Source organism: Ruegeria sp. AD2(2025) (assembly GCF_056542385.1).
Window position 1 is genome coordinate 155,096 of record NZ_JBQFZS010000007.1, and the last position, 25,832, is coordinate 180,927.

Annotated in this window: 25 protein-coding genes; 13 read left to right on the forward strand and 12 right to left on the reverse strand. The window is 61.3% G+C overall.

Features of this window, described 5'->3' with window-relative positions:
- Positions 1 to 83: 83 nt before the first annotated feature.
- Both dgcA and ACR1XV_RS15220 read left to right on the forward strand, forming a co-directional pair.
- Positions 84 to 1,049: an N-acetyl-D-Glu racemase DgcA gene (gene dgcA, locus ACR1XV_RS15215; protein ID WP_480532790.1), complete on the forward strand. Its 966-nt coding sequence runs from the start codon at positions 84 to 86 to the stop codon at positions 1,047 to 1,049.
- A 10-nt stretch (positions 1,050 to 1,059) separates the two neighbouring features.
- Positions 1,060 to 1,920 (forward strand): D-amino-acid transaminase, encoded by an 861-nt coding sequence (locus tag ACR1XV_RS15220; RefSeq protein ID WP_480532792.1) that lies wholly within the window; start codon positions 1,060 to 1,062, stop codon positions 1,918 to 1,920.
- On the opposite strand, the gene ACR1XV_RS15225 is transcribed toward ACR1XV_RS15220, so the two are convergent.
- The 3 genes from ACR1XV_RS15225 to ACR1XV_RS15235 form a co-directional block, all read right to left on the reverse strand.
- A complete protein-coding gene (locus tag ACR1XV_RS15225; RefSeq protein WP_480532794.1) occupies positions 1,917 to 3,035 on the reverse strand; it encodes an ATP-binding protein in 1,119 nt (372 codons plus the stop codon). The two genes, ACR1XV_RS15220 and ACR1XV_RS15225, sit on opposite strands and share 4 nt — an antisense overlap.
- A gap of 90 nt (positions 3,036 to 3,125) precedes the next feature.
- Positions 3,126 to 3,440, reverse strand: coding sequence for a DUF1244 domain-containing protein (locus ACR1XV_RS15230; protein ID WP_480532796.1), 315 nt, complete (start codon positions 3,438 to 3,440; stop codon positions 3,126 to 3,128).
- Positions 3,441 to 3,513: 73 nt separating this feature from the next.
- Positions 3,514 to 4,251 (reverse strand): N-formylglutamate amidohydrolase, encoded by a 738-nt coding sequence (locus tag ACR1XV_RS15235; protein ID WP_480532798.1) that lies wholly within the window; start codon positions 4,249 to 4,251, stop codon positions 3,514 to 3,516.
- Between the two features lie 117 nt (positions 4,252 to 4,368).
- Between ACR1XV_RS15235 and pyk the strand changes: the two genes are divergently transcribed.
- The 5 genes from pyk to rplT all read left to right on the forward strand — a co-directional run bounded on the left by pyk (position 4,369) and on the right by rplT (position 8,827).
- Entirely contained in the window at positions 4,369 to 5,814 is a 1,446-nt protein-coding gene (gene pyk / locus ACR1XV_RS15240) for a pyruvate kinase (protein WP_480532800.1), read from the forward strand.
- A 246-nt stretch (positions 5,815 to 6,060) separates the two neighbouring features.
- Entirely contained in the window at positions 6,061 to 6,498 is a 438-nt protein-coding gene (locus ACR1XV_RS15245) for a universal stress protein (RefSeq protein WP_480532802.1), read from the forward strand.
- 14 nt (positions 6,499 to 6,512) lie between these two features.
- A complete protein-coding gene (locus tag ACR1XV_RS15250) occupies positions 6,513 to 8,063 on the forward strand; it encodes an alanine/glycine:cation symporter family protein (RefSeq protein ID WP_480532804.1) in 1,551 nt (516 codons plus the stop codon).
- A gap of 182 nt (positions 8,064 to 8,245) precedes the next feature.
- The gene (rpmI, locus tag ACR1XV_RS15255) at positions 8,246 to 8,446 is read left to right on the forward strand and encodes a 50S ribosomal protein L35 (RefSeq protein ID WP_010443552.1); all 201 of its coding nucleotides are present in this window, start codon (positions 8,246 to 8,248) and stop codon (positions 8,444 to 8,446) included.
- Between the two features lie 15 nt (positions 8,447 to 8,461).
- Positions 8,462 to 8,827, forward strand: coding sequence for a 50S ribosomal protein L20 (rplT, locus tag ACR1XV_RS15260; protein ID WP_170658380.1), 366 nt, complete (start codon positions 8,462 to 8,464; stop codon positions 8,825 to 8,827).
- A gap of 87 nt (positions 8,828 to 8,914) precedes the next feature.
- On the opposite strand, the gene ACR1XV_RS15265 is transcribed toward rplT, so the two are convergent.
- The 5 genes from ACR1XV_RS15265 to ACR1XV_RS15285 all read right to left on the reverse strand — a co-directional run bounded on the left by ACR1XV_RS15265 (position 8,915) and on the right by ACR1XV_RS15285 (position 12,490).
- Positions 8,915 to 9,436 carry a 2'-5' RNA ligase family protein gene (locus ACR1XV_RS15265; RefSeq protein WP_480532806.1) on the reverse strand — a complete coding sequence of 174 codons (522 nt, stop codon included), beginning with the start codon at positions 9,434 to 9,436 and terminating at the stop codon, positions 8,915 to 8,917.
- 137 nt (positions 9,437 to 9,573) lie between these two features.
- A complete protein-coding gene (locus ACR1XV_RS15270; RefSeq protein WP_480532808.1) occupies positions 9,574 to 10,038 on the reverse strand; it encodes a hypothetical protein in 465 nt (154 codons plus the stop codon).
- 81 nt (positions 10,039 to 10,119) lie between these two features.
- Positions 10,120 to 10,509, reverse strand: coding sequence for a carboxymuconolactone decarboxylase family protein (locus tag ACR1XV_RS15275; protein WP_480532810.1), 390 nt, complete (start codon positions 10,507 to 10,509; stop codon positions 10,120 to 10,122).
- Positions 10,506 to 11,606, reverse strand: coding sequence for an aromatic ring-hydroxylating oxygenase subunit alpha (locus ACR1XV_RS15280; RefSeq protein WP_480532812.1), 1,101 nt, complete (start codon positions 11,604 to 11,606; stop codon positions 10,506 to 10,508). The genes ACR1XV_RS15275 and ACR1XV_RS15280 overlap by 4 nt, the downstream gene beginning before the upstream one ends.
- Complete coding sequence (locus ACR1XV_RS15285) at positions 11,603 to 12,490, reverse strand: MurR/RpiR family transcriptional regulator (RefSeq protein ID WP_480532814.1); 888 nt, start codon at positions 12,488 to 12,490, stop codon at positions 11,603 to 11,605. The genes ACR1XV_RS15280 and ACR1XV_RS15285 overlap by 4 nt, the downstream gene beginning before the upstream one ends.
- A gap of 65 nt (positions 12,491 to 12,555) precedes the next feature.
- On the opposite strand from ACR1XV_RS15285, the gene ACR1XV_RS15290 reads away from it, so the two are divergent.
- From ACR1XV_RS15290 to ACR1XV_RS15315, 6 genes are all read left to right on the forward strand, one after another.
- Positions 12,556 to 15,009, forward strand: a complete 2,454-nt coding sequence (locus ACR1XV_RS15290; RefSeq protein ID WP_480532816.1) for an FAD-dependent oxidoreductase — start codon at positions 12,556 to 12,558, stop codon at positions 15,007 to 15,009.
- Positions 15,006 to 16,088 carry an alcohol dehydrogenase family protein gene (locus ACR1XV_RS15295; RefSeq protein ID WP_480532818.1) on the forward strand — a complete coding sequence of 361 codons (1,083 nt, stop codon included), beginning with the start codon at positions 15,006 to 15,008 and terminating at the stop codon, positions 16,086 to 16,088. The genes ACR1XV_RS15290 and ACR1XV_RS15295 overlap by 4 nt, the downstream gene beginning before the upstream one ends.
- Positions 16,085 to 17,197: a mandelate racemase/muconate lactonizing enzyme family protein gene (locus ACR1XV_RS15300; protein WP_480532820.1), complete on the forward strand. Its 1,113-nt coding sequence runs from the start codon at positions 16,085 to 16,087 to the stop codon at positions 17,195 to 17,197. The genes ACR1XV_RS15295 and ACR1XV_RS15300 overlap by 4 nt, the downstream gene beginning before the upstream one ends.
- 109 nt (positions 17,198 to 17,306) lie before the next feature.
- Entirely contained in the window at positions 17,307 to 18,410 is a 1,104-nt protein-coding gene (locus ACR1XV_RS15305) for a mandelate racemase/muconate lactonizing enzyme family protein (protein WP_480532822.1), read from the forward strand.
- Between the two features lie 3 nt (positions 18,411 to 18,413).
- Positions 18,414 to 19,691 (forward strand): aspartate aminotransferase family protein, encoded by a 1,278-nt coding sequence (locus ACR1XV_RS15310; protein WP_480532824.1) that lies wholly within the window; start codon positions 18,414 to 18,416, stop codon positions 19,689 to 19,691.
- A gap of 68 nt (positions 19,692 to 19,759) precedes the next feature.
- On the forward strand, positions 19,760 to 20,881 hold the full coding sequence (locus ACR1XV_RS15315; RefSeq protein WP_480532826.1) for an aminotransferase: 1,122 nt from the start codon (positions 19,760 to 19,762) through the stop codon (positions 20,879 to 20,881).
- Here ACR1XV_RS15315 and ACR1XV_RS15320 read toward each other — a convergent pair.
- Genes ACR1XV_RS15320 through ACR1XV_RS15335 form a run of 4 tightly spaced genes read right to left on the reverse strand, consistent with a single transcriptional unit; the run spans position 20,878 to position 25,788 of the window.
- Entirely contained in the window at positions 20,878 to 21,960 is a 1,083-nt protein-coding gene (locus ACR1XV_RS15320) for an ABC transporter ATP-binding protein (protein WP_480532828.1), read from the reverse strand. The two genes, ACR1XV_RS15315 and ACR1XV_RS15320, sit on opposite strands and share 4 nt — an antisense overlap.
- 3 nt (positions 21,961 to 21,963) lie before the next feature.
- Entirely contained in the window at positions 21,964 to 23,613 is a 1,650-nt protein-coding gene (locus tag ACR1XV_RS15325; protein WP_480532830.1) for an alpha-amylase family glycosyl hydrolase, read from the reverse strand.
- Positions 23,614 to 23,622: 9 nt separating this feature from the next.
- Entirely contained in the window at positions 23,623 to 24,771 is a 1,149-nt protein-coding gene (locus ACR1XV_RS15330) for a carbohydrate ABC transporter permease (protein WP_480532832.1), read from the reverse strand.
- A gap of 9 nt (positions 24,772 to 24,780) precedes the next feature.
- A complete protein-coding gene (locus tag ACR1XV_RS15335; RefSeq protein ID WP_480532834.1) occupies positions 24,781 to 25,788 on the reverse strand; it encodes a carbohydrate ABC transporter permease in 1,008 nt (335 codons plus the stop codon).
- Between the last annotated feature and the right edge of the window lie 44 nt (positions 25,789 to 25,832).

A 25,832-nucleotide genomic window follows, 5' to 3' on the forward strand; every position in this document is an offset into this window, starting at 1 on the left:
ACGGTCTGTGCGGGAGGAGATTTTTCGTCGAAAAATCTCTGCCTCCGGCGGGAGTATTTGGGAAAAGATGAAGGAGCGGGCGCGTGCAGGTTGAAGTCTCTCGTGATGTGTTTCGGCTGGCGCAGGTGTTCACCATCTCGCGCGGGTCCCGGACCGAGGCGCAGGTGCTGACGGTTCGGATCACCGACGGGGCGCATCAGGGATGGGGCGAATGCGTGCCATATGCGCGCTATGACGAGACGTTAACCTCGGTTGAGGCCGAGATTGCAGCTCTGCCCGAGGTGTTTTCGCGCCAATCGCTGATGGACCTGCTGCCTGCCGGTGCCGCGCGCAATGCGGTGGATTGTGCGTTGTGGGATCTTGAGGCGAAGCGGGCAGGCAAGCGGGTGTGGGATCTGGCCGGGCTGCCGGTGCCGGGGCCAGAGATTACCGCCTATACCCTGTCGTTGGACACGCCCGAAGCGATGCAGGCGCAGGCGGCGCAGAACGCGCATCGGCCTCTGCTGAAGATCAAGCTGGGCACGCCCGATGACATGCCGCGGCTTGAAGCCGTGCGCGCGGGGGCCCCCAATGCCCGGATCATCGTGGACGCTAACGAAGGCTGGAGCGCCGAGGTTTATGCCGACCTCGCACCGCATCTGGTGCGGTTGGGCGTGGCGCTGGTCGAACAGCCCTTGCCTGCCGGGGATGATGACGCCCTGATCGGGATGGAGCGGCCTGTGCCTGTCTGTGCGGACGAATCCTGTCATGACCGTGCCAGCCTGCCCGCGTTGAAGGGCAAATATGATGTGGTCAACATCAAGCTGGACAAGACCGGCGGCCTGACCGAAGCGTTGGAGTTGCGCAGCGCCGCGCTGGCCGAGGGGTATCGGGTGATGGTCGGATGCATGGTCGGAAGCTCTCTGGCGATGGCTCCGGCGACGCTGTTGGCGCAGGGGGCGATGGTAACGGACCTTGACGGGCCGCTTCTTCTGGCCGAAGACCGCACTACACCGCTGATTTTTGATGACGCCGGGGTGCATCCGCCTGAGGTGGAGCTCTGGGGTTGAGGAGACAAACATGACCCGCACCGTTTACGTGAATGGAGACTACCTGCCCGAGACCGAGGCCAAGGTTTCGATCTTTGACCGGGGCTTTCTGATGGCGGATGCCGTTTATGAGGTGACCAGCGTGCTGGGCGGCAAGCTGATCGACTTTGACGGTCACGCGGTGCGTCTGAAGCGTTCGCTGGACGAGTTGGACATGGCAGCGCCCTGCAGTAAGGATGAGTTGCTGAATATTCACCGCAAGCTGGTCGAGCTGAACGAAATCGACGAGGGCATGGTGTATCTTCAGGTCACGCGCGGCAGCGATGGGGATCGGGATTTCGTCTTTCCGGCAGATGACGTCAAGCCGACGCTGGTGCTGTTCACGCAGAACAAGCCCGGCCTGGCCAACAGCCCGGCGGCGCAGAAGGGGATCAGCGTGATCTCGATCGACGATATCCGCTGGGGTCGCCGCGATATCAAGACAACGCAACTGCTGTATCCCTCGTTGGGCAAGATGATGGCCAAGAAGGCGGGCGCAGATGACGCGTGGATGATCGAAGATGGGTATGTGACCGAAGGCACTTCGAACAACGCTTATTTCGTGAAGGACGGCAAGATCGTCACGCGCCCGCTGTCCAATGACATCCTGCACGGCATCACCCGCAAGGCGGTGCTGCGGATGGCCGCTGAGGCGCAGATGGTGGTCGAGGAACGGCTGTTCACCATCGATGAGGCGAAAGAGGCGGATGAGGCCTTTGTCACCTCGGCCTCGACCTTTGTGATGCCGGTGGTCGAGATTGACGGCGAGAAGCTAGGTGCAGGTACGCCCGGCCCCATCGCCAAGCGCCTGCGCGAGATTTATTTGGAAGAAAGCCTGAAAGCGGCGGTCTAACCCCGCGCCTCCTCGCGCAGCGCCTGCGCGAGGTCGGCATTTTCCAGCACATAGCTGCCGAAGCTGGGCCGCCAGACCAGCCCCTTGTCGCGCAGTACGTCCAGCGCCTTTTGGATGCCACCCTTGCTGTAAGGTTTGCGGTCACCGGCCAGCGCCTGCCGGGTGTCGTCGGTGAACGGGGTAAAGTCGATGCCATCCACGGCCATCTTGCGCAGGATGGCCTGTTGCAGGTCGGTCAGGGTGCTGATCTCAGCCAGAAGCGCCTCGCGCATTTGAACTTTCTTCCGGTCGGCGATGGCGCGCAGCGCCTGATCGCCGGGGGTGGTTTCCAGAATGAGATCGCGCAGGCAGTCGTTCAGGATTTCGGGGCGGCGGCCCAGATCTTCGAACACCGCATCCATGGTGTCTGCCGAAACCTGCGCATCCTCGGCCAGCCGCGCATTGATCCGTTCGGTCAGGGCGGCGGTATAGCTTTGCCCCAGCTTCGGGAAATCGCGCACGCGCGCGCCGAAGAAAGGGGCCTGCTGGTTGTGGATCAGAGCCGCCAGCTTGTCGCGATGCGAGCCGGTCATGACCAGATATAGCCGCGTCTCGAACCCCGCCTGATTGACCGCATCCCGCGCCGCCTTCAGTGCGTACATCGCGTTGCGGCCCGCCTCGGTCGCGAGGCTTTGCTGCGCTTCGTCGACGATCAGGACCACATCCTTGCCGGTGGCCTCGCACAGCAGCATCAGCGCGTCTGGGATCGTGCCCTCCCACGCGCCGGCGGCCTTGAGGTTCACGCTAAAGCCCAGCGCCCCGATGGATGAGAACGGCACCCTGCGGCGCAGCTTTGCAATCAGCGAGTCGCAATCCTGCAGCGCGCGGGCCAGACGAGCGGTGATCAGCGCGCCGGGATCGCTGCTGCGGTCGGCCCAGAGGTCGACATAGATCACGAACCGCCCCTGACCTTCGAGCAGCGGGGTCAGATCGCGGCGCAGGAAGGTGCTTTTGCCGGTGCGGCGCGGGGCGGCCAGAAACAGCCCGGCGCTTTCGCCAATTAGCGGGTCAGGGTTGAGCAGACCCGCGATCAAGGCGGCCTCGTCGGGACGCGGAATGTGATGGTCCTGGCTCATCGGTATCCTGTGTTACCCGGGGTTGGGGTGAGGTATTCTTGAAAGGAATACTTTAGGATACTTTCCGGAACGGTCAAGAGAACTCGGGGATCAGCCCTCTTTCCCCACATTCTCTTCGAAGGCGACCTTGAAGGCGGCCTGTTTCTCGGCGCTGGCGTCGGTCTGATAGTTGGCCTTCCATTCATCCATGGTCATGCCATAGAAAATCTGCCGCGCCTCGTCCTTGCCCATCTCGATGCCTTTTTCGTTGGCGGCTTCCTGATACCAGCGCGACAGGCAGTTGCGGCAGAACCCGGCCAGATTCATCATGTCGATATTCTGCACATCGGTGCGGTCTTCCATCAGATGCTTTTGCAACCGGCGGAAGGCGGCGGCCTGAAGTTCGATTTCGGTTTGCTTGTCCATGTCAGGGCTCCGGCTTGTTGGGCGTGTTCCCGTCTGAGGTAGCAACCCGCCCCCGATGTTTCAACAAAAGCCGCTAAAGCCCGCTGTCGGACAACGCATCCTGCAGGATCACGGCCAGACGCTCGGCCCAGTGCCGTTGCCCGTCATGATCCGCGATCAGATCGTTGCGCAGTTCGATCAGCGCATTGGGCCGCCCGAACGTGGTGCAGTGCTTGTCGATCGCATCGCCGGGCAGGACGCCGGTATAGGGTTCATTGACGCCGACGCAGAGATCGTCCTCGGCCTGCAGCCGGTTGATCAAAGGGCGCGAGAACCGCTCGTCCGGGGTATGCAGCACGCCGATATGCCACGGGCGCGGTTCGCGTCCGCGCAATTGGCGCGTGAAAGAGTGCATCGAGATGATGACCGCATGGGGCAATGCCGCCAGTTCCGCAAGCGCCTCGTGATAGGGGCGATAGCACATCTGCAGGCGGCGTTCGCGCTCAGCGGCGTCCGCATGGCGGTTGCCGGGAATGATCGAGCCGTCATAGAGCTTCATCACCAGCGTCGGGTCATCTTCGCCCCGGTTCGGATCGATCACCAGACGCGAGAAATTGGCCGCAATCACGGGCGCGTTCAGAAGCTCGCCCAGATGTTTCGAGACCTCATAAGCGCCGACGTCATAGGCAATGTGACGCTCCATATCCTCGCGCGGCAGGCCCAGATCGCCGCCGTTGATGTCGGGCGGCACCATATTGGTTGCGTGATCGCAGGTAATCAGCCAGCGCGACGGGCGATCCGCGCCGTGCACGAAAAACGGAGAGTATGTCATGAGCCTGTCATCTTGTTTGATGCAGGTGTAGGACAGTTGCCTCGGAAAGGGAATTGCGCAATAAGCAGGCCAAGGACTGTTTGCGGTAACATGAGACGTTTGAGGAGAGCTGACCCAATGCGACGCCTGAGAAATGTGAAAATCGTGGCGACGCTGGGACCGGCGTCCAATGACTATGACATGATCCGCGCCCTGCACGAGGCCGGGGCGGATGTATTTCGCCTGAACATGAGCCACGGCAGCCATGACGAGATTCGCGAACGGCACCGCATCATCCGGCAAGTGGAAAAGGATCTGGACAGCCCGATCGCGATTCTGGCGGACCTGCAGGGCCCCAAGCTGCGGGTCGGCGTGTTTGCCAATGACGCCGAAGAATTGCAGGCCGGAGCGGATTTCCGTCTGGACCTTGATCCGGCCCCCGGCGACGCGACCCGCGTCTGCCTGCCCCACCCCGAGATTTTTGCCGCCCTGGAACCCGGCGCGCGGTTGTTGGTCAATGACGGCAAGATTCGCCTGACCGTGAAGGATTACGGTCAGGACTTTGCCGAATGCACCGTCGAGGTGGGCGGGACAATCTCGGACCGCAAGGGCGTCAATGTACCCGATGTCGTGCTGCCGCTGGCGGCGCTGTCGGCCAAGGACCGCGACGATCTGGAATTTGTCTGCCAGCTGGGCGTCGACTGGCTGGCGCTGAGTTTTGTGCAGCGACCCGAAGACATCTTTGAGGCCCGCGAACTGGTCGGCAAGCGCGCCCGAATCCTGACCAAGGTGGAAAAACCCGCCGCCGTCGAGGCGTTCGACGCGATCCTCGAGGCCTCGGACGGGATCATGGTGGCCCGTGGCGATCTTGGGGTAGAGATGCCCATCGCAGCGGTCCCGCCGATCCAGAAGCGGATGATCCGCAAATGCCGGGCCGAGGCCAAGCCGGTCATCGTGGCGACGCAGATGCTGGAAAGCATGATCGAAAGCCCGATGCCGACCCGGGCCGAAGTCTCGGACGTGGCCACCGCGATCTATGAGGGCACCGATGCGATCATGCTGAGCGCGGAATCCGCCGCAGGTGCCTATCCGATCGAGGCGGTGCAGACCATGAACCGGGTCGCCATCGAGGTCGAGGCCGATCCGACCTATGCGCAGATCATCGCCGCGTCGCGCACGGCGCAGGGAACCTCGGTGGCCGATGGCATCGTCGCCGCCGCCCGCGAGATCGCGGAAAAGACCGACATCAAGGCGATCTGCTGTTTCACCCAGAGCGGCACAACCGCGCTGCTGACCGCGCGTGAACGCCCCGGCGTGCCGATCATCGCCATGACACCCGCCACCGGCACCGCCCGCCGCCTGTGCCTGAGCTGGGGCTGCCATTGCGTGATGACGCCCGAGCTTGAGCGGTTCAAGGGTGCAGTGGTCAGCGCCGCGCGGGTTGCACGCGCCGGAGGGTTCGCCACCGAGACCGATCAGATCGTCGTCACCGCGGGCGTCCCCTTCAACGTCCCCGGCACAACCAACATTCTGCGCATCGCCCCCTGCGACGAGCGGCTGATCTACAACACCGATCCGGGCTGATCCCAGAGGCCTCAGAATTATATTTCACTGTGAGACTCACCTATTTGCCCATATTTTGGGCGAATAATAGTATTTACTTACAAATACTTACATGAATACCGGTTGTATCCTGCAATTATCTCTCTGTTTTTCCGTGTTTTTCCGGGATACTTGACCCCGGGGCAGTCCACTCAAACAAGTTCCAGGTTCCGGCTGCCCCGCCGGGGGCGAGGGCCCCGGCCAAATCAACAATAACGGAGGAACGAGATGACAACGAAAATTGTCATAGGACTGGACGGGACAGAAACCGGAGAGCGCGCGATCGCCTTTGCCAAAGACATGGCCGGGCGGATCGGAACATGCGAACTGCTGGTGGTTTACGTCATCGAATGGTCCCCTTTCACTTTCCAGACCCCTGAGGAGAACGCCCTGCGTCACAAGCGGCGCGAAGAAGAGGTTGAACTGGCTACGTCGCGTATCATCGCACCCGCGGTCGATGCGCTGAAAGCCGCCGGGTTCGAGGCGCATGGCATCGTGCGTCACGGCGATGTGGCGGAAACGCTGAACAAGATCACGGTCGACAATGGCGGGTCGCAGATCGTCGTGGGCCGGGCCTCGGCAGACGGGTTCAAGAAACGCCTGTTCGGCAGCTCGACCCAGAATCTGGTCATGCATGCCGATGTGCCGGTCACGGTCGTGAACTGAAGGGAGGGACAAGAATGAGAATGCTCAAACAATTCGGCGCCGTCGCCGCTGCGGCCTTTGCCGCTGGCCCTGCCCTTGCGCAAGAGGCGCCGGGTCTGGACGAAAAGATCAATCAGGCCTTTGCCGATTTCACCGGCCCCTTCGTCAGCTTTATCTTTGCCCCCTTCCCGGGAACCGGATTCCCGTGGATCGTGGGCTGGCTGGTGATCGCGGCCACCGTGTTCACACTGTATTTCGCTTTCGTGCAGCTGCGGTTCTTCAGCCATGCGATCAGCCTTGTCAAGGGTGACTATTCCGACCCCAACGACGCGGGTGAGGTCAGCCACTTTCAGGCGCTGGCCACGGCGCTGTCGGGCACGGTTGGTCTTGGCAACATCGCCGGTGTCGCGGTGGCCGTCGGCATCGGAGGACCGGGCGCAACCTTCTGGATGATCGTCGCGGGCCTGCTGGGCATGGCGTCGAAATTCACCGAATGTACGCTGGGCGTGAAATACCGCAACGAATACGAAGACGGCACCGTTTCGGGTGGCCCGATGTATTATATGTCCAAAGGGTTCAACGAGCTGGGCCTGCCGGGCGGTAAGATACTGGCCGTTCTGTTCTCGATCTTCTGTATCCTTGGCGCGTTGGGCGGGGGCAATATGTTCCAGGCCAATCAGGCGCACCAGCAGATCGCGGGCATCGTCGGAGACTATCCGGGCTGGATCACTGGCCTGGTCTTTGCCGGCATCGTCTTTGCGGTGATCGTTGGAGGCCTGAAATCCATCGCCAGCGTGACCGAGAAAGTCGTGCCGTTCATGGGTGTGATGTATGTGCTGGCCGCGTTGGTCATCATCATTATGCACGCAGACCAGATCGGCTGGGCTTTTGGTCAGATCTTCGCAGGTGCCTTCACCGGTCTGGGCGTTGCAGGCGGCATGGTCGGTGCGCTGATCCAGGGCTTCCGCCGTGCGGCGTTCTCGAACGAAGCGGGCGTTGGGTCTGCGGCGATTGCACACTCGGCTGTACGGACCAAGGAACCGATCACCGAGGGCTTTGTATCGCTGCTTGAACCGTTCATCGACACGGTCGTGATCTGTACCATGACCGCGCTGGTGATCATCATCACCCAGCAGCTGATCATCGACCCGGACACCGGCAACTACATGCTGAACGAAGCGGGCAACGCGATTGCGACCGTTGACGGCAACTCGGGCGTCAGCCTGACCTCGGCCGCCTTCGCAAGCGCCTTTAGCTGGTTCCCCTACGTTCTGGCGATTGCGGTGGTGCTGTTCGCCTTCTCGACCATGATCAGCTGGTCCTATTACGGCCTCAAGGCCTGGACCTACCTGTTCGGTGAAGGTCACACCAAGGAACTGGTCTTCAAGATCATCTTCTGCGTCTTCGTCGTCATCGGTGCGGCGGCCAACCTTGGCCCGGTCATCGACTTCTCGGACGCGGCGATCTTTGCCATGGCGGTTGTGAACGTCTTCGCGCTCTACTTCCTGATGAAAGTGGTGCGTCAGGAGCTGGCATCCTACGCTGAACGGCTGAAAAGCGGCGAGATCCGCAAATTCGAACACTAAACCAATTCACCGGGGCGGCCCGCAGCTGCCCCGGTGCCTGACCGTTGCGGATTCCGCAGATTCTGGTCGAAACCCCCTTGCCAGTATGATCGAACTTGCGTAAACGGCGCATCTGTTGCGTGACCGGCCGAGATGGCATGCCGAGTCGCGTCCGAAACCGAACCCGAGAATAGGAGACGGAAATGCCTAAGATGAAGACCAAGTCGAGCGCCAAAAAGCGCTTCAAGGTGACTGCGACCGGTAAGGTCCTTGCTGGCCAGGCCGGCAAACGGCACGGCATGATCAAGCGGACCAAAAAGTTCATCCGCGACGCCCGTGGCAACACCACCCTGTCCGCCCCCGACGCAAAGATCGTCAAGGGCTACATGCCCTACGACCGCTAAGAGGAGATTTGAGAGATGTCCCGCGTTAAAGGTGGAACCGTAACTCACGCCCGTCACAAGAAGATCATCAAGGCCGCAAAAGGCTATTATGGTCGTCGCAAGAGCAACTTCAAAGTTGCCACCCAGGCCGTCGACAAGGCCAACCAGTACGCAACCCGCGACCGCAAGAACCGCAAGCGCAACTTCCGCGCGCTGTGGATCCAGCGTATCAACGCTGCTGTCCGTTCGCATGACGAGGCTCTGACCTATTCCCGCTTCATCAACGGCCTGAACCTGGCCGGTATCGAAGTGGACCGCAAAGTTCTGGCTGATCTGGCCGTGCACGAACCGGAAGCGTTCGGCGCGATCGTCGCCAAAGCTCAGGCAGCCCTGACTGCCTGATCCTCTTTCGAGAGACAGTGAATGAAAGGCCGTCCCCTTGGGGCGGCTTTTTGTTTGGGGATGGTCAGGCCCGCTTTGAGCCCATACCTACTGGCGAAGCGGGACTGACTTGAGTGTCGATAGCTCACCGTTAGAAAATCGCACTATCTCTAAGGCACGCAGTTTTCCGCAAACCGGAAGCTCACCAGCATCCGAGACGTCTACTCGCTCGATTTCTGCACGCTCATTATAAGTCGCTATTGTCATATGCGGTCGAAACGTATGCGTTGAGCTAAGCTCCGCACGGTGTTCCCCGTCATAGAGTTGATTGTGCAAAGCACTCAAGGTGCAACTTCCATCGCCGCAAAGAAGGAAAATTTTGTATTTCTGTTCAAAGGGGTCAAACTCGATTGCGTGGCCGTCGAACGCGATAGGGAATTCGTGTGTTTGTCTCGAAGCGGCCTCGACCAACTCAGTAATGGTCTGTAAGTACTCGCCCTTAACTCCAAACACCAAGGTGATGTGCGGTGGAACAATTTTAGATCTTTGAGGCTCATGTCTCGCCCGGAAGCCTCGAATGCGGCCAGCGCAAGATGGTTCGAACTCTGGATAAGCTAAGACGTATATCATTGCGGGATACTGACGCGTTGATTTCAAATACTCAACGGCAACAAAGTCCGCAATACCGACATTGTAGGCATCAGCCTCAGCGTTCCGTTAGAAAGCAAGATTAGCTGCTGACCGTCGCAGCATAGACCTAGCTGGTGCTACTTCTTGGCATCGTCCTTCTTCACCAACTGCGCAGCAAACGCCACGCCGGTGCCTGGCCCGGCATAAGTAACCATCAGGACGTCATCCAGATACACGCCGTTGAAGATGCCCGAGGACACGTCATCGCCGGAAATCCCTGCCTCGGCCAGAACAAAGCGGGTGGGATCGTCGAGCGCGAAAGTACCCATGGCCTCTTCGACGATCCAGTCTGTGTCGCCGATCCGTCGCCAGCGGTTGGTGGCGGTGATCAGGTTGCCGTCGAGCTTGGTGATCTCAAGCTCCATCTCGGTTTTCAGCAGGCCCTTTTCGTGGTTGGGGTTCGACTTGGCGAAGGCCACCAGATAGGTGCCATGCCAAGTGCCGACAATCTGCGGGAAACCGCCGCCGTCGTCGGCATAGGCGGCGGGGGCGACGGTCATGGCCAGAGCAAGGGTCAGGGCACGGGCGAGGTGGCGGAACATGGCGCGGGTCTCCTTTGACGCGAGGGGGTGGTCTCAGGCTAACGACCCGTTCGGATTAGGCAAGCGTGGGGTTTTCCCGCGTCAGGTGTCGGGTGCCTGTTCCAGCACCTTGCGCGCCACGCGGAAACATTCCAGCGCCTGCGGCACGCCGCAATAGATGCCGATCACGTGGATGATGGCGCGGATTTCCTCGGTGGAGACGCCGTTGTTGATCGCACCTCGGCAATGGATCTCCCATTCGTGCATCTTGCCCAGCGCGCCGATCATCGACAGGTTCATCATCGACCGTGTCTTCGCGTCGATCACGTCATCTCCCCAGCCGAAGCCCCAGCACCAGGCGGTCATCGCCTCTTGAAACGGGCGGGTGAAATCGTCGGCAGCTGCGAGGTTCTTTTCCACGTATTCCGCGCCCAGCGTCGCCTTGCGCTGCTCAAGACCTTTCAGGAACAGGTCTTCGTCAAATGTGCTCATGATCCGGTCCTCTGAGGCTGTTCGTCGATGGCGTCGCGCATCCATTTTTGCAAATGCATGACGGGGTGTTCTGAATTCACTCCGCCCTTGGGGTCAATCACCAGCGGGCCGGGGCGATAGCCGCGTGAATGCAGGCCGCGCTGTACGGATTCGACCAGCCGGATATCTTCTTCCACCGTGGTTGCCCGATCCTGCGCCGCGAGTTGGCGTATCTTTTGATCGTCCACGCCGCCCACCGTGTACCAGCCGCGCCAGACCACCACATGATCGGCGTCCACGGCGCGCCAGTGATAAGTATTCAGCACGTTCCCCGGATAGACTTGGAATGAGAACATCGGCCAGAGGAACCAACTGGAATATTCATCGAAGTGTTTAAAGCCCGACTGAATGTCGTAGGTCATGTTCTCAAGGCTCTGGCATTCGGTCGTATGACGCAGGCACATGCCCTGAGGTTGGATGTCATAGGTTTCAGGCTTCACCACTCCGTTCGCAAAGGTCGGATGGTTGAGCGAACAGTGGTAGCATTCCGAGTAGTTCTCGACCGACACCTTCCAGTTGCAAAGCTCGGGTATCTCGACCCATTCCAGCGGCTTCAGATCGGCCCAGTTGGGCACCCATTCCTCAAGCTCGGCGCGCGCGTTCGGGAACCAATCGTCCATCGGCGCGGCATCGGGGTCGAGATTGACGAAAACAAAACCCAGAAACTCTTCGCTGCGCACCTCGTTCAGGCAGACCGAGGATTTGTCGAACCCTTCAACCGCCTTCAGGTTCGGCCCGGCCCGTAGCTCTCCTGTCAACTCATAGGTCCAGGCGTGGTAGGGGCAGACGACGACGCGCGTCGTCCCGGTGCCTTCGACCAGTTGGTGCGCGCGGTGTTGGCAGACATTGTAGAACACGCGGATTTTGTCATCGCGGCCCCGGATGGCAAACAGGTCCTGTCCGGCGACTTCAAACGCGACGTATGCGCCCGGTTCGGCAAGTTCAGAGGCGTGGCAGCCGAATTGCCATGTACGGGCCAGCAACCCCTCGGTTTCCATGCGGAACACGGCGGGATCTGTGTAATACCGGGCTGCGAGGGATTGGATGGGAGCTGTCACGTGTCCTCCGAGTGGTAAAGGCCAAGCTGATGGCGGCGTTTGTGAAAGGTCTCGACCCGCTCGACGATCTCATCGCTGGCAACGGCGATCACGAAGGACAGCAGCGTTTCCAGTAGGGCAACCGTGCTGACCGAGGATGGGAAGAATTGCGGCGTATCAGCCGAGATGACAAAGCCATGATCCGCCGCGCGCAGGATCGGGCTGGCCGGGCTGTCCGATAGGCCGACGATCTTTAACCCCTGCTCGCGCGCGACCTGCACCGCCTCGACCACCTCGTTGCGATAGGGTTTGCAGGTCATGGCGATCAGGACATCGCGCTTGTCCGCCCATGCCAGATCATCGATCGGATTTGATCCGGGGCGTGGGATGGCATGGAACTGCACCATTCCGGTCGAGGCCAGATAGACAAAATTCCGCGCGTTCGAGTTGTTCACACCCACGCCCAGCACAAACACATTGCGCGAGTTCCAGATATCCTCGGCGGCAGCTTTCAACTGTTCGGACGAGATATTGGCAAAGGTCTCCTCGACATTGCGCAGGGCGTCCTGAACCATATCGGCATAAAGCCCACCCATATTGCCGGACTTGCGAATGTCCTGCAGCCAGCGGGCGCGGTCGGGGAAATCAGCCTGCCCGCGCCGGATCGCGTCGCGGAATGGCACGCGGAAATCCTCGTACCCTTCGAACCCCACCTGCCGCGCCATGCGGACGATGGTGTTGGGCTTCACATTCGCGGCCTCAGCAATCTCGCGCACGGTAGAAACCCCCACGTCACGGGGGTTTTCCAGCACGTAGGTGGCGGCTTTGCGCGCCTCGGGCGTCAGCTCGGACAGTTCATCCGCCAACCGTTCGAGAATCGATCTTGATACATTTGTCCCATTCATGATTGACGATGGTACTTTTGTTTGCTTACGCTGTCGAGACAAAATCGACTCAGAGGAGTGATCCGATGGCATCTGATTTCCCGACCCACGCACGCGTGGTTATTGTGGGTGGCGGAGTGATGGGCGTGGGCCTTGCCTACCACCTTGGGCACGAAGGCTGGGGCGCAGAGACCGTGCTGCTGGAAAAGGCCGAACTGACCAGCGGCAGCACGTGGCATGCGGCGGGGCAGATCACCCATTCGACCTCGAGCTTTGGTCTGGGAAAATGCGTCGATTATAATATCGGCCTCTATTCCGGTGCGTTGGAGGCCGAGACCGGACAGGCCGTGACATGGCATGGCTGCGGCTCTTTCCGGCTGGCCTATACCAAGGATGAGATGGACTGGCTGCGCCATACCCTGTCCGTGGGCCGCTCGCTGGGTTTCAACATAGAGCTTGTCGGCCCGGATCGCGTGGCTGAGTTGCATCCCTTCTACAATCTGGACGGTGTGCTCGGCGCGCTGCACACGCCCGACGACGGCCACGTGGACCCGACCAATGTGACGATGGCGATGGCTGCAGGCGCGCGTCAGAAAGGCGTTCGGATCATCCGGCATTGTCAGGCGACGAACATCACGCAGGCCGAAAGCGGCGAATGGGTTGTTGAAACACCGAAAGGCACGATCACCTGCGAGCATGTGGTCAACGCCGGCGGCACCTATGCGCGGCAGATGGGCGAGTGGTCGGGCCTGCAACTGCCGATGACCTCGATGACGCACCATTACTTTGTGACGGAACCGGTGCCCGAATTCGAGGCTCTGGACAAGGAACTGCCGGTGATCCGCGACGACAAAAAGGTGTCGGGCTACATACGGATGGAACAAAAGCGTGGCCTGATCGGGATTTACGAGAAAGAGAACCCGAACTCGGTCTGGCACGACCATTGCCCGTGGGATTACGAGAACTGGCTGTTCGATGCGGATTACGACCGGGTGATGCCGTGGCTCGAGGAAAGCCTGAACCGGATGCCGATCTTTGCGGAACTGGGCATTCAGCGCGAGGTACACGGCGCAATCAGCCATCCACCCGATGGCAACCCGCTGATCGGTCCTGCGCCGGGTGTGCGCAACTACTGGTGCTGCTGCGGCACGCAGATCGGGATCGGCTGGGGGCCGGGCCTGACGCGCGAGTTGGCGCGATGGATGGTGCATGGGGCCGCCGATATCTCGATGCGCGAATATGATCCGCGCCGGTTTGGCAGCTATGCCACCAAGGATTGGCAGGTGATCAAGGCCGAGGAGGACTACTGCCTGCGTCACGAAATCCCCTTCCCACACTTCAACCGGTTGGCGGGTCGTCCGATCAAACCGTCGCCGCTGCATGAGGTGCTGAAATCCAAGGGCGCTGTGCATGAAGAAGTCTACGGCTTCGAGCGCCCGCGCTGGTTCGCCCGCGACGGGGTGGCACAGCAGGATCATTATTCCTTCCGCCGAACGCCAGCCGACGACATGGTCGCGCAAGAGGTTCAGGCGGTGCGCGAACGGGTCGGCATCATGGACGTCACCGCCTTCACCAAGGTCGAGGTTTCGGGCCCGGATGCCTATGATCTGCTGGATCGTCTGACCGCGAACCGGATGCCGCAAAAAGACGGCTCGATCACCCTGACCCATATGCTGAACCGCCGGGGTCGGATTGAGTTGGAAACGACCGTCGTGCGTATGGCGCAGGACCGCTATTACCTCGTCTGTGCGGCATTCTTCGAACAACGCCTGTTGGATCATCTGGCGCAACAGCGTAACGAAGAAGATGTCACGATCACCGCGCTTTCCGCCGATTGGTCGGCCTTGTCCCTGAACGGGCCAAGGTCGCGCGACGTGTTGGGCGCTTGCACAGATGCTGACCTTAGCAATGCCGGTTTTCGCTGGCTTTCAGCGCAGCAGATCAAGATCGCGGGTCACGACATTTGGGCCTTCCGGATGTCCTATGCCGGAGAGCTTGGCTGGGAACTGCACATGCCCAATGACGCCTGTCTGGACGTCTACAACGCGCTCTGGGCTGCAGGTGAGGCGCATGGGATCGCCGATTACGGCAGCTTCGCGATGAATGTCATGCGGATGGAGAAAGGCTTCAAAGGCGCCGGAGAATTGACCAACGAGGTGACGCTCGCCGAGGCCGACGTTTTGCGTTTTGCCCGAACCGACAAAGACTATCTGGGCAAGGACAAAACCCTGAACACCAACCTGCCATGGATCTGCGCTTATCTCGAAATCGAACCGGACGGAGAGATCGACGGACATGGCGGCGAAGCGGTACTGCTGGACGGGCGCGTCGTCGGTTCGATTGCATCCGTGGCCTATGGGCACACGGTCGGAAAAATCCTCGCCTTTGCCTACATCAAACCCGAAGCTACTGCGGCAGGCACCGAACTGCAGGTCATTATCCACGGCACCCCTCGCGCCGCGCGCGTCCTGTCCGAACCCGCTTATGACCCACAAAGCCTGCTGCCCCGTACCGACACCGTGCTGGAGGCTGCGCAATGACGCAACCCGCGACCATGCAAGCCATGGTCACGATGGGCCACGGCGATCTGGATCAGATGGTCTGGCACGAGGAATGGCCCTGCCCCACCCCCGCCCCGGGCGAAGTGCTGATCAAAGTCGGGGCCTGCGGGCTGAACAACACCGACGTGAACACGCGATCCGGCTGGTATTCGAAAACCGTCAGCGATGCCACGACCGGAGGCGCATTCGACGACGTGGGCAAAGATGACCCGACATGGGGCGGCGCGCCTCTGGTTTTCCCGCACATTCAGGGCGCGGATGTCTGCGGCCAGATCGTCGCCATTGGCGAAGGCGTCGATCCAAACCGCATCGGCGAGCGGGTGATCACCGATTGCTGGCTGCGCGATCCGGCGGACCCCCAGAACAAAGACAAGACCGGCTATTTCGGCTCGGAACGAGACGGTGGGTTCGCGCAATACACCACCATCCCGGCACGCAACGCCATTGCGATCCAATCCCCCCTGTCGGATGCGGAACTGGCAACATTCTCCTGCTCGTATTCGACAGCCGAAGGCATGCTGACCCGCGCAAATGTCAGGGAAACCGACACGGTTCTGGTCCCCGGCGCGTCGGGTGGCGTGGGCGGCGCGTTAGTGCAACTGGCCAAACGCCGCGGCGCGCGGGTGATCGCCATGGCGTCCGAGGCCAAACACGCCGACGTTGCCAAGCTCGGCCCCGACCGCATTCTGCCCCGCGCGCCCGATGACCTGCGCGCCGCGTTGGGCGATGAAAAGGTCACCGTCCTCGCAGATGTCGTGGGCGGGCCGTACTGGCCGCAACTCATCGACATCCTCGAACGCGGCGGGCGCTATACCTGCTCTGGCGCAATCGCCGGGCCGATGGTCGACTTTGACCTGCGCACCTTCTATCTGCGCGATCTGACCTTCACCGGCTCGACCGTGATCGACCCCGAGGTCATGCAGAACCTCGTGCGATACATCGAGGCGGGCGAGGTCAAACCCGCCCTCGCCGCGACCTATCCGCTGCGCGATCTGCACCAAGCGCAATCCGCGTTCATCGCCAAAAAACACACCGGCAACATCGTGGTCATCCCATGAAAATCACCCGCATCCGCATATACCAGACCGCGTTGCCCTATGTGGGCGGCGCATATGTCTGGGGCGCGGAAAATGCGATCGAAACGGCGACAGCCTCGGTGGTAGTCATCGACACCGACGCGGGTCTGCAAGGCAGTGGTGAGTTCACGCCCTGCGGTGAAAACTACATGATCGCCCACTCTCAGGGTGTTCCGGCGCTGGCAAAACTGATCGCCCCCGACCTGCTGGGCGAAGACCCGCGACAGGTCGCACGGATCGAGCAGCTGATGGATCACCTGGTGCAGGGCCACGGCTACGCCAAGGCTCCGTTTGATGCGGCCTGCTGGGATATCCTCGGGCAGGCCTGCGACCAGCCGGTTTGGATGCTGCTGGGGGGCAAGCTGACCGACGGCGCGCCGATGTATCGGGTCGCACCGCAGAAAACGACGGATGAAACCATCGCCGAGATGAATGCCTATCGCGATCAGGGCTATCGCCAGTTCCAGATCAAGGTCGGCGGCGATTGGGCGGCCGATATCGACCGGATACGCGCAACCGTGCCGCTGCTGAACGCCGGGGAAACGGCGATGGCGGATGCCAATCAGGGCTGGCGCGTCGACAATGCGATCCGAGTGGCGCGGGCGACAAACGATCTGGACTTCATCCTCGAACAGCCTTGTCGAACCTATGAAGAATGCCAGCAGGTCCGCCGCGTCGCGGATCAACCCATGAAGCTGGACGAATGCCTGACCGGAATGCGCATGGCCCAACGGATCGTCGCGGATCGCGGCGCCGAAATATGCTGCCTGAAAATCTCAAACCTCGGCGGGCTCAGCAAAGCGCGGCGGGTACGCGATTACCTGATCGAAAACCGCATCCCAGTGGTCGCCGAGGACACATGGGGCGGTGAAATCGCCACCGCCGCCGTCGCCCACTTCGCCACCTCAACCCCGCCCGAGTATCTGCAGAACACCAAAGACCTGATGAATTACAACACCCGCTCGACCGGGATCGGCGGCGCGGTGGCGCGGGGCGGCAAACTCCATGCACCCGACAACCCCGGCATGGGCGTCACCCCCGACCTGGCAAGCCTCGGCCCTCCGATCGCAACCTACGAGGCCCGGCCATGATCCACCTCTTCATCTGGCCAAAAATATCCCGGGGAGTGAATTGGCCGCAGGCCAAGAGAGGGGCTGGCCCCTCTGCCTCCGCCGCTACCAAATTCGACCGGTGGTTAATATGAAGATCACAAAACTCTCTCTCTGGTCCATCGACCTGATCAGCCATGAAACCTACTACATGGCCGATGGTAAGACCTGTGCCACGGTCGAGACCCATGTGCTGTGTCTGGAAACCGATACCGGCCTGCAAGGCTGGGGCGAGGTCTGCCCGATCCCGCACTACCTGCCCGCCTTCGCCCAAGGCGTCCCAAGCGCGGTGGCCGAGATGGCACCCGAAATCCTTGGCATGTCTCCGTTTGGCGTCGATGCGCCGATGCGGAAACTGGATGGCTTTCTGCAAGGTCACGCGCACGCCAAGTCGATCGTCGATATCGCTTTGTGGGATCTGTTCGGGAAAGCCACGGGGCAGCCGGTTCATACCCTTTTGGGCGGGCGGGCCCACAAGGACATGCCGCTTTATCACTCCATTACCTGCGTCGCCCCGGATGAGATGGTGCGGATCGCCCAAGCCACCTATCAAACCGGTATCCGACAGTTTCAGGTCAAGCTGGGGGTCGAGGGCGACTGGCAGGCGGATGCTGAACGGCTGACCAAAGTGCGCGAGGCTGTGGGCAATGGCCCGCTGGTCTATGGCGACTGGAACTGCGGCGCCTCGCGCCTGCAGGCCACCCGCACCGGGCGCGCCGTGGCACATCTGGATGTCATGCTGGAACAACCCTGCAAAACGCTCGAGGATTGCGCCGCCGTGCGTCAGGCCACTGGCTTGCCGATGAAAATCGACGAAAACGCGCATGATCTGGCCTCGTTACTGCGGGCCTCTGAACTGGGCTGCATGGATGCGGTTGCGCTGAAGCTGTCGAAATTCGGCGGCTTGTCGGCAATGCGCCGCGCCCGCGATCTGACCATGCATCTGGGGGCCGAGATATGTGCCGAATGCACGTGGGGGTCGGACATTGTGACCGCTGCCGCATTGCATTTTGCCGCCTCAACGCCGCATGGTTCGCTGATGAACACTTGCGACCTGTCCTCTTACGTCTCACCGCGCCTCTGCCCGGATGCTCCGGTGCGCGCGGATGGTCGGATCGCGCCGCCCGACGGCCCGGGGCTGGGGGTGACGCCCGATCCGGACCTCCTTGGAACTCCGATCATGGAAATGGCCTGACAGATGCTGAAACTTCACTCTCAATCCGAATGGATCGCCCGCGCGCAAGCGGTTCTGCCCGCCGGAGGGTTCGGCAATTTCGACCCCGGTATCCTGATCGCGCGCGGCGAAGGCAGCCGGGTCTGGGACGAGGATGGCAACGAGTATGTTGACTATCTGATCGGCTCTGGCCCGATGCTACTGGGCCACGGCCACCCCGAGGTGATGGAGGCAGTACTGGAACAGCTGCCCCTCGGCATGACCTTCTTTGCCAATAATAGCAAAGGCGTGGAACTGGCCGAGGCCATCGTCAACGCCGTGCCGTGCTGTGAACAGGTGCGCTTTGTCGCCTCGGGCGGCGAGGCAGATATGTACGCGATCCGGCTGGCGCGCGCCTATACGGGCAAGGACAAGATCCTGAAATTCGAAGGCGGTTATCACGGCATGAGCGCCGAAGCGCAGATGAGCCTTGCACCCACGAAACGGGTGAATTTTCCGCAAGCCGTGCCCGACAGCGCCGGTATCCCGCAGGGCGTGGCTGATCAGATGCTGATCGCGCCGTTCAATGACCTTGAGGCGGTGGCGGCGCTGCTGATGGAACATGACGACGTGGCCGCGATCATCGTCGAACCCTTACAACGGATTGTTCCGCCCGAGCCCGGCTATCTGCAAGGGCTGCGCGATCTGTGCGACCAACACGCTGTTTTGCTGATCTTTGACGAGATCGTCACCGGCTTTCGCCTCGCCTATGGCGGTGCACAGGAACGCTATGGCGTGACGCCCGATATCTGCACCTTGGGCAAGATCATCGGCGGAGGGTTTCCGCTGGCCGCCCTAGGGGCGAGTGCCGAGATCATGCAGCATTTTGACAAGGATAAGGTCGGCGCGGATGGCTGGCTGATGCAGCTTGGCACCTTGTCGGGCAATCCGGTTGCCGCCGCAGCGGGCTTGAAAACGATGGAGGTTCTGGCCCGTGACGGGGCTTATGATCACCTGCGTGACATCGGGCGCAAGCTGCAGACGATGCAGTCCGAGGCCTTGACCGAAGCGGGAATCGCGCACCGGATTTGCGGCGATGAAACCCTGTTCGATATCTATTTCACCGACCAGCCCTGCCGCGACTACCGCAGCGCCGCCCATGACGATCCCGGCCGGAATGCCCGCTATAACGCAGCGCTGCGCGAGAAGGGCGTGTTCAAGGCCCCCGGCAAGCTCTACCCGTCGATGGCGGTGACGCAGGCCGATCTGGATCTGACGCAAGCGGCGGTGCAAGCGGCGGTTGCGGCGATCCAGTCGGGCTAGGGCGCGGTTGACCTTGTCCGCGCGTCATGGGAACCATGCGCGGTGGCTTGGTCAGGCAGGAGCGCGCGATGAAGATCGAACCCTTTGGCGTCGAAATCTGGATGGACGAGTGGGAAACCCGCTGCGCCTATAACCTTGCCGAAACTTGCGTCGAGAGCCTGAGCATTGCCGAGTTGCTGCAACTGGCGGGTCGGAACTCGAATGATCTGTCCGAGTTGCTGGGGATGAAGATGACCTATGGCGCCATCCGGGGGTCGGACCGTCTGCGCGATGCGATCTGTGGACTGTATGACCAGCAAAATCGCGAGAATATCATCGTCACCCACGGCACGATCGGGGCCAATATGCTGGTCCACAAGACGCTGGTTGAACGCGGCGACAAGGTGGTGGCGGTGGTGCCGACCTATCAGCAGCATTACTCGATCCCGGCCAGTATCGGGGCCGAGGTGTCGCAGGTCCATCTGCGCGCCGAAAACGGCTATCTGCCCGATCTGGACGAACTGCGCGCCGCCGCGACGCCCGGAACCCGGCTGATTGCGATCAACAACCCTAATAACCCGACCGGCGCGGTGATGGACCGTGCCTTCCTGCTTGAGATCGCCGAGATCGCCCGCGCCGCCGGGGCCTGGCTGCTGTGCGATGAGGTCTATCGCGGCACCGGGCAGGACGGTTCAGGGATGACCGAGGCGGTGGCGGATCTTTATGAGAAAGGGATTTCGACGGCAGGCATGTCCAAGGCGTTCTCGCTGGCGGGGCTGCGGTTGGGCTGGATCGCCGGGCCGCCTGATCTGATCGAGGCGGTGTCGGTTCACCGCGACTATGACACGATCTCGGTCGGCATGATCGACGACCATTTTGCCGCCCTAGCGCTGGAAAACTGCGACAAGGTACTGGCGCGCAGTCAGGCGATCACACGCGGCAACCTTGCGATGCTGGAAGAGTGGGTCGCCGGCGAACCGCGCATCAGCTGGATCAAACCCAGCGCGGGCACAACGGCGCTGTTGCACTATGATTTCGACGTGCCATCGCGCGAATTCTGCGTGAAACTGCTGCAAGAGACCGGGGTGATGTTCACACCGGGCTCGGCGCTTGGCCTCGAAGGATGCGTGCGGATCGGCTATGCCAACACGCCGTCGATCATCCGCGAGGGCCTTGGGAAGGTCTCGGGCTTTCTGGCAAAACTGGCTTAGCGCCGCATCGACTGACCGTTGTGGAACAGATGCACCTTGTCGGGTGCGGCCGTGACCGAGACGCTTTGTCCCCGCAGATTGCGCTGAACACCCGGCAGCTTGGCGATCACCGCCTCGCGGCCTTCGGGGGCTGCGAAATACAGCAACGTGACCTCGCCCAGCGCTTCGGTGAAATCCACCACACCGGCATAGATCGGGGCATCGTCGGTCAGCACCAGATCCTCGGGCCGGACGCCGATATTGACGGTCTTGCCTTCATCCGCCGCCTCGGTGGGAATTGACGAGACCGCCACGCCGCCGCCCTCGAGCGTGACGGTGGTGGTGTCTCCGGTCGCCGTGATGGTGCCCGGCAGCAGGTTCATGGCGGGTGAGCCGATGAACTGAGCGACGAATTCGTTGTCGGGGGTTTCATACAGCTCCAGCGGCGTGCCGACCTGCGCGATGCCCTTGTTGGCCAGAACCACAATGCGGCTGGCCAGCGTCATCGCCTCGACCTGATCGTGGGTGACGTAGATCATCGTGCTGTCGGGCATCGCCTCTTTCAGGCGCGCGATCTCGATGCGGGTGGCCACGCGCAGGGCGGCATCAAGGTTCGAGAGCGGCTCGTCAAACAGATAGACCTTGGGATCACGCACGATGGCGCGGCCAATGGCGACCCGCTGACGCTGCCCGCCTGACAACGCCTTGGGCAGGCGATCCAGCAGCGGTTCAAGCTGCAGGATCTGGGCGGCGCGTTCCACGGCCGCATCGACCTCGGCGCTTGGCATCTTGGCGATCTTGAGCGCGAAGGCCATATTTTCGCGCACCGTCATATGCGGATAGAGCGCGTAAGACTGGAACACCATCGCGATGCCCCGCTGCGCGGGCGGCACATCGTTGACCACCAGCCCCTCGATCTCGAGTGTGCCGCCGGTGATCTTTTCAAGGCCCGCGATCATCCGCAGCAAGGTGGATTTGCCACAGCCCGAGGGGCCGACGAAGACGATCAGTTCGCCCTGCTCGATCTCGAGGTCGATATGTTTCAGGACATCGACCGGGCCATAAGATTTGGCCACATCCGTGAGCTTGAGTTCCGACATGGTTTACCTCTTTTCCCGGGCCAGCAAACAGAATTGAGCGGCGTCCAGCGTTACCGTATCTGCGCCCTGAACGCCGCCCAACTCCTCCCCGATCACGTGCCAGTCACCGCCGGGCAGGGTCACCTCGGCGGGGTCTGATCCCAGATTGAAGGCGCAGAACACCTGTTGCGCTGCATCCTCGCGGGTGAAAGTCAGCACCGATCCGGACTGCGCCATCCCCGACTGCGCCCCGGACATCAGCGCCGAATGCGCGTGACGCAGCGCGATAGCGCGGCGGTAGTGGTGCAGCATCGACGCCGGGTCCTGCTCCAGCCGGTCCACCGCCCGCTCGGCCTGAGGCGAGCTGACCGGCAACCACGGGCGGCCTGTGCTGAACCCGGATTGTTCGTCCTGCGCGGCCCAGACCATCGGCGTGCGGCATCCGTCGCGGCCCTTGAACTCGGGCCAGAATTCGATGCCATAGGGGTCTTGCAGGTCTTCGAATGCCACATCGGCCTCGGGCAGGCCCAGTTCCTCGCCTTGATAGAGGCACGCGGACCCGCGCAGACACATCATCAGAACCGCGTGCTGCCGGATCGCCGCATCATCCAGTCCCCAGCGTGAGGCGTGACGCTGCACGTCATGGTTCGAGAACGCCCAGCAGGGCCATGCGTCGCCTGCCTTGTCCTCAAGCTGATCGAAAACCTGCTTGGCGTAGGCAGCTGTAAGCGCTCGCTTTTCGAGGAATTCGAACGCGTAACACATATGCATCCGCTTATCGCCGGTGGTGTATTCGCCCATGATCTCAAGCCCGCGCTGCGCATCGCCGACCTCACCCAGACAGGCGCGGCCTTCGTATTCGTCGGTCAGGGCGCGCAGGCGTTCGAGGAACGCAATATTCTCGGGCTGGCTTTTGGAATAAAGGTGATCCTGATGGTTGTAGGGGTTCACCATCGGCGCGATCGAGGCATTGCGCTGATCCATCGGCAGGCCGGGATTGTCGCGCAGCTGCGCGTCGTGGAAATAGAAGTTGATCGTATCCAGACGGAAGCCATCGACCCCCAGATCAAGCCAGAACCGGGCCACATCCAGCAGCGCATCCTGCACGTCGGGGCAATGGAAGTTCAGGTCCGGCTGCGAGGTCAGGAAGTTGTGCAGGTAATACTGCAGCCGCCGCGCATCCCATTGCCAGGCCGAGCCGCCAAAGATCGACAGCCAGTTGTTCGGCGGCGTCCCGTCAGGTTTGGGATCAGCCCAGACATACCAATCGGATTTCGCGTTCTCGCGATCAGCGCGGCTTTCGCTGAACCACGGGTGCTGGTCCGAGGTGTGCGACAGCACGAGGTCGATCATCACCTTCAGCCCATGCGCATGGGCCTGATCCAGCAATTCCTTGAAATCCGCCATGGTGCCGAACATCGGATCGACATCGCGGTAATCGCTGACATCATATCCGAAATCCTTCATCGGAGACTTGAAGAACGGCGAAATCCAGATCGCATCGACCCCCAGCGAGGCGATATAGCCCAGCCGCTGCGTGATGCCCCTGAGGTCTCCGATCCCGTCGCCATTGCTGTCCTGAAAGCTGCGCGGATAGATCTGATAGATCACGCCGCCGCGCCACCAGTCGGACTTTGCTTCGGTTGTTTTGAATGCTGTGGTTTGCACGTTCATCACACGCCCTTATTTTACGGACCCGGCCAGCAGGCCGCGGACCAGATATTTTTGCATTGCAAAGAAGACCACCAGCGGCACCGCGATCGAGACAAACGCCGCCGTGGCAAGGATTTCCCAGTTGCCACCACGGGTGCCCAACAGCTCGACAATACGGTTGGTCATCACCGTGGTCTGGCCGGTGGCGTCGATCAGGAACACCTTGGCGACCAGCAGATCGTTCCATGTCCACAGGAACTGGAAGATCGCAAACGAGGCCAGCGCCGGGAAGCTGAGCGGCAGGATCAGTTTGGTGAAGATCTGGAACTCGGTCGCGCCATCGACCCGGGCGTTTTCGATCAGATCGCGCGGCAGTCCGGCCATGTAGTTGCGCAAGAGGTAGATCGCCAGCGGCATCCCGAACCCGGTATGCGCCAGCCAGACGCCCAGATAGCCTTTGGGTATCCCGATATTCAGGTGAAGTTTCAGCAGCGGGATCAGCGCCAGTTGCAAGGGAACAACCAGCAAGCCGACCACCGCTGCAATCAGCAGGGCGCGGCCCGGGAAATCCATCCATGCCAGCGCATAGGCCGCAAAGGCGGCGACAAGGATCGGGATGATCGTTGCCGGGATCGTCACAGTGAGCGTGTTGAAAAAGGCCTTGCCCATGCTGTCGGTGCTGTCTTCGGCCAGCAGCACCTTGTGATAGTTGTCGAGCGTGAATTCGGGGGGCAACTCGGCCGTCACAAAGACGCGCGCGCCCCGGCTGCCCGAGAATTCCTCGGAGTTTTCCATCCGGTAACTGCCATCGGCATCGACGGTAATCGTGCCACCGCGGCGCAGCTCGGCGGTTTCGCCCGGCGTGAACGCATCGACCGCGCGGGAACTGACGCCCCATTTCGAGATCTTCGCGGTCACGCCTGCGTCAAACAGGTTGCCCTCGATCACATAGAGCCCGTTCTGCAGCACCTGCGTCTCGGGTGCGGCGCTGCGCAGAGTCAGGTTCTGCTCGGACGGGAACAGCGACCGCCACCAACCGCTGGTCGCGATCTGATCCGCCGTCCGGAAGGACGAGATCAGCAGACCCAGCGTCGGAAACACCCACAGCACCACCAGAAATAGGACCGAGGCATGGACCACCCATCTGAGGGCCGGTTTGGTTCCTGCAATATCGTTCATGCCGACCCCCTATTCCATTTCCTTGCGCGCATTGCGCACATTCCAGACAAGAATCGGCGTCACCAGCAGCATGATCACCATGGCCGAGGCCGACCCCACGCCCCAGTCATTGGCGCGGAACAGCTTGTCGAACATGTAATTGGCCAGAACCTGCGTTTCCCATTGCCCGTTGGTCATGGCAAAAACGATGTCAAAGACCTTGAGTACGGTGATGGTGATCGTCGTCCACACCACCAGAATCGTGGTCTTGATCTGCGGCACCTTGATCTTGAAGAAAATCTGGAACGGGTTGGCACCGTCCAGAATGGCGGCCTCGATGGTTTCCTCGGGGATGCCGCGCAGCGCAGCGGACAGGATCACCATGGCAAAGCCCGTCTGAATCCAGACCAGAACGATCATCAGGAAAAAGCTGTTCCAGAACGGGATGGTCAGCCATGTCTGCGGCTCGGTCCCACCAAAGAAGATGTAAAGCGCGTTCAGGATACCGATCTGATCCTGTTCCGCAGGCCGCGTATCATAGACCAGTTTCCAGATCACCGAGGCCCCCACGAATGAGATCGCCATCGGCATGAAGATCAGCGCCTTGGCCACGTTGCCCCAGCGGATACGGTCGGTCAGCTGCGCCACCAGCAGCCCGAACGCGGTCGACATCGCCGGAACCACGATCAGCCACAGCATGTTGTTGCGCATGGCCTCCCAGAATTTCGGCTCGGCGGCCATCTGGCGATAATTGTCCAGCCCGACCCATTCGTAACCGCCGCCGGGGATGCGATCGGTCAGCGACAGGCGCAGCGTCTCGACCACCGGGTAGGCCAGATAGAGACCCAGCGCCAGCAGCGCGGGAAACAGGAACAGCCAGGGTCGGATCATGTTGGCGCGGTTGATATTGCGACCTGCATTCGGCCCGCGCGCCGGGAATAGAATCTTGTCCAGAAACTGGTTCGACAGGTAGAAATAGCCCACACAGCCCGACACGCCGATGGCGATGGTCAGCAGGCCCTGAAGTGCCGGATGCATGACGCTCTCCGTTGCGAAAGGGGATTGGGCGGCCTGACGCGCAG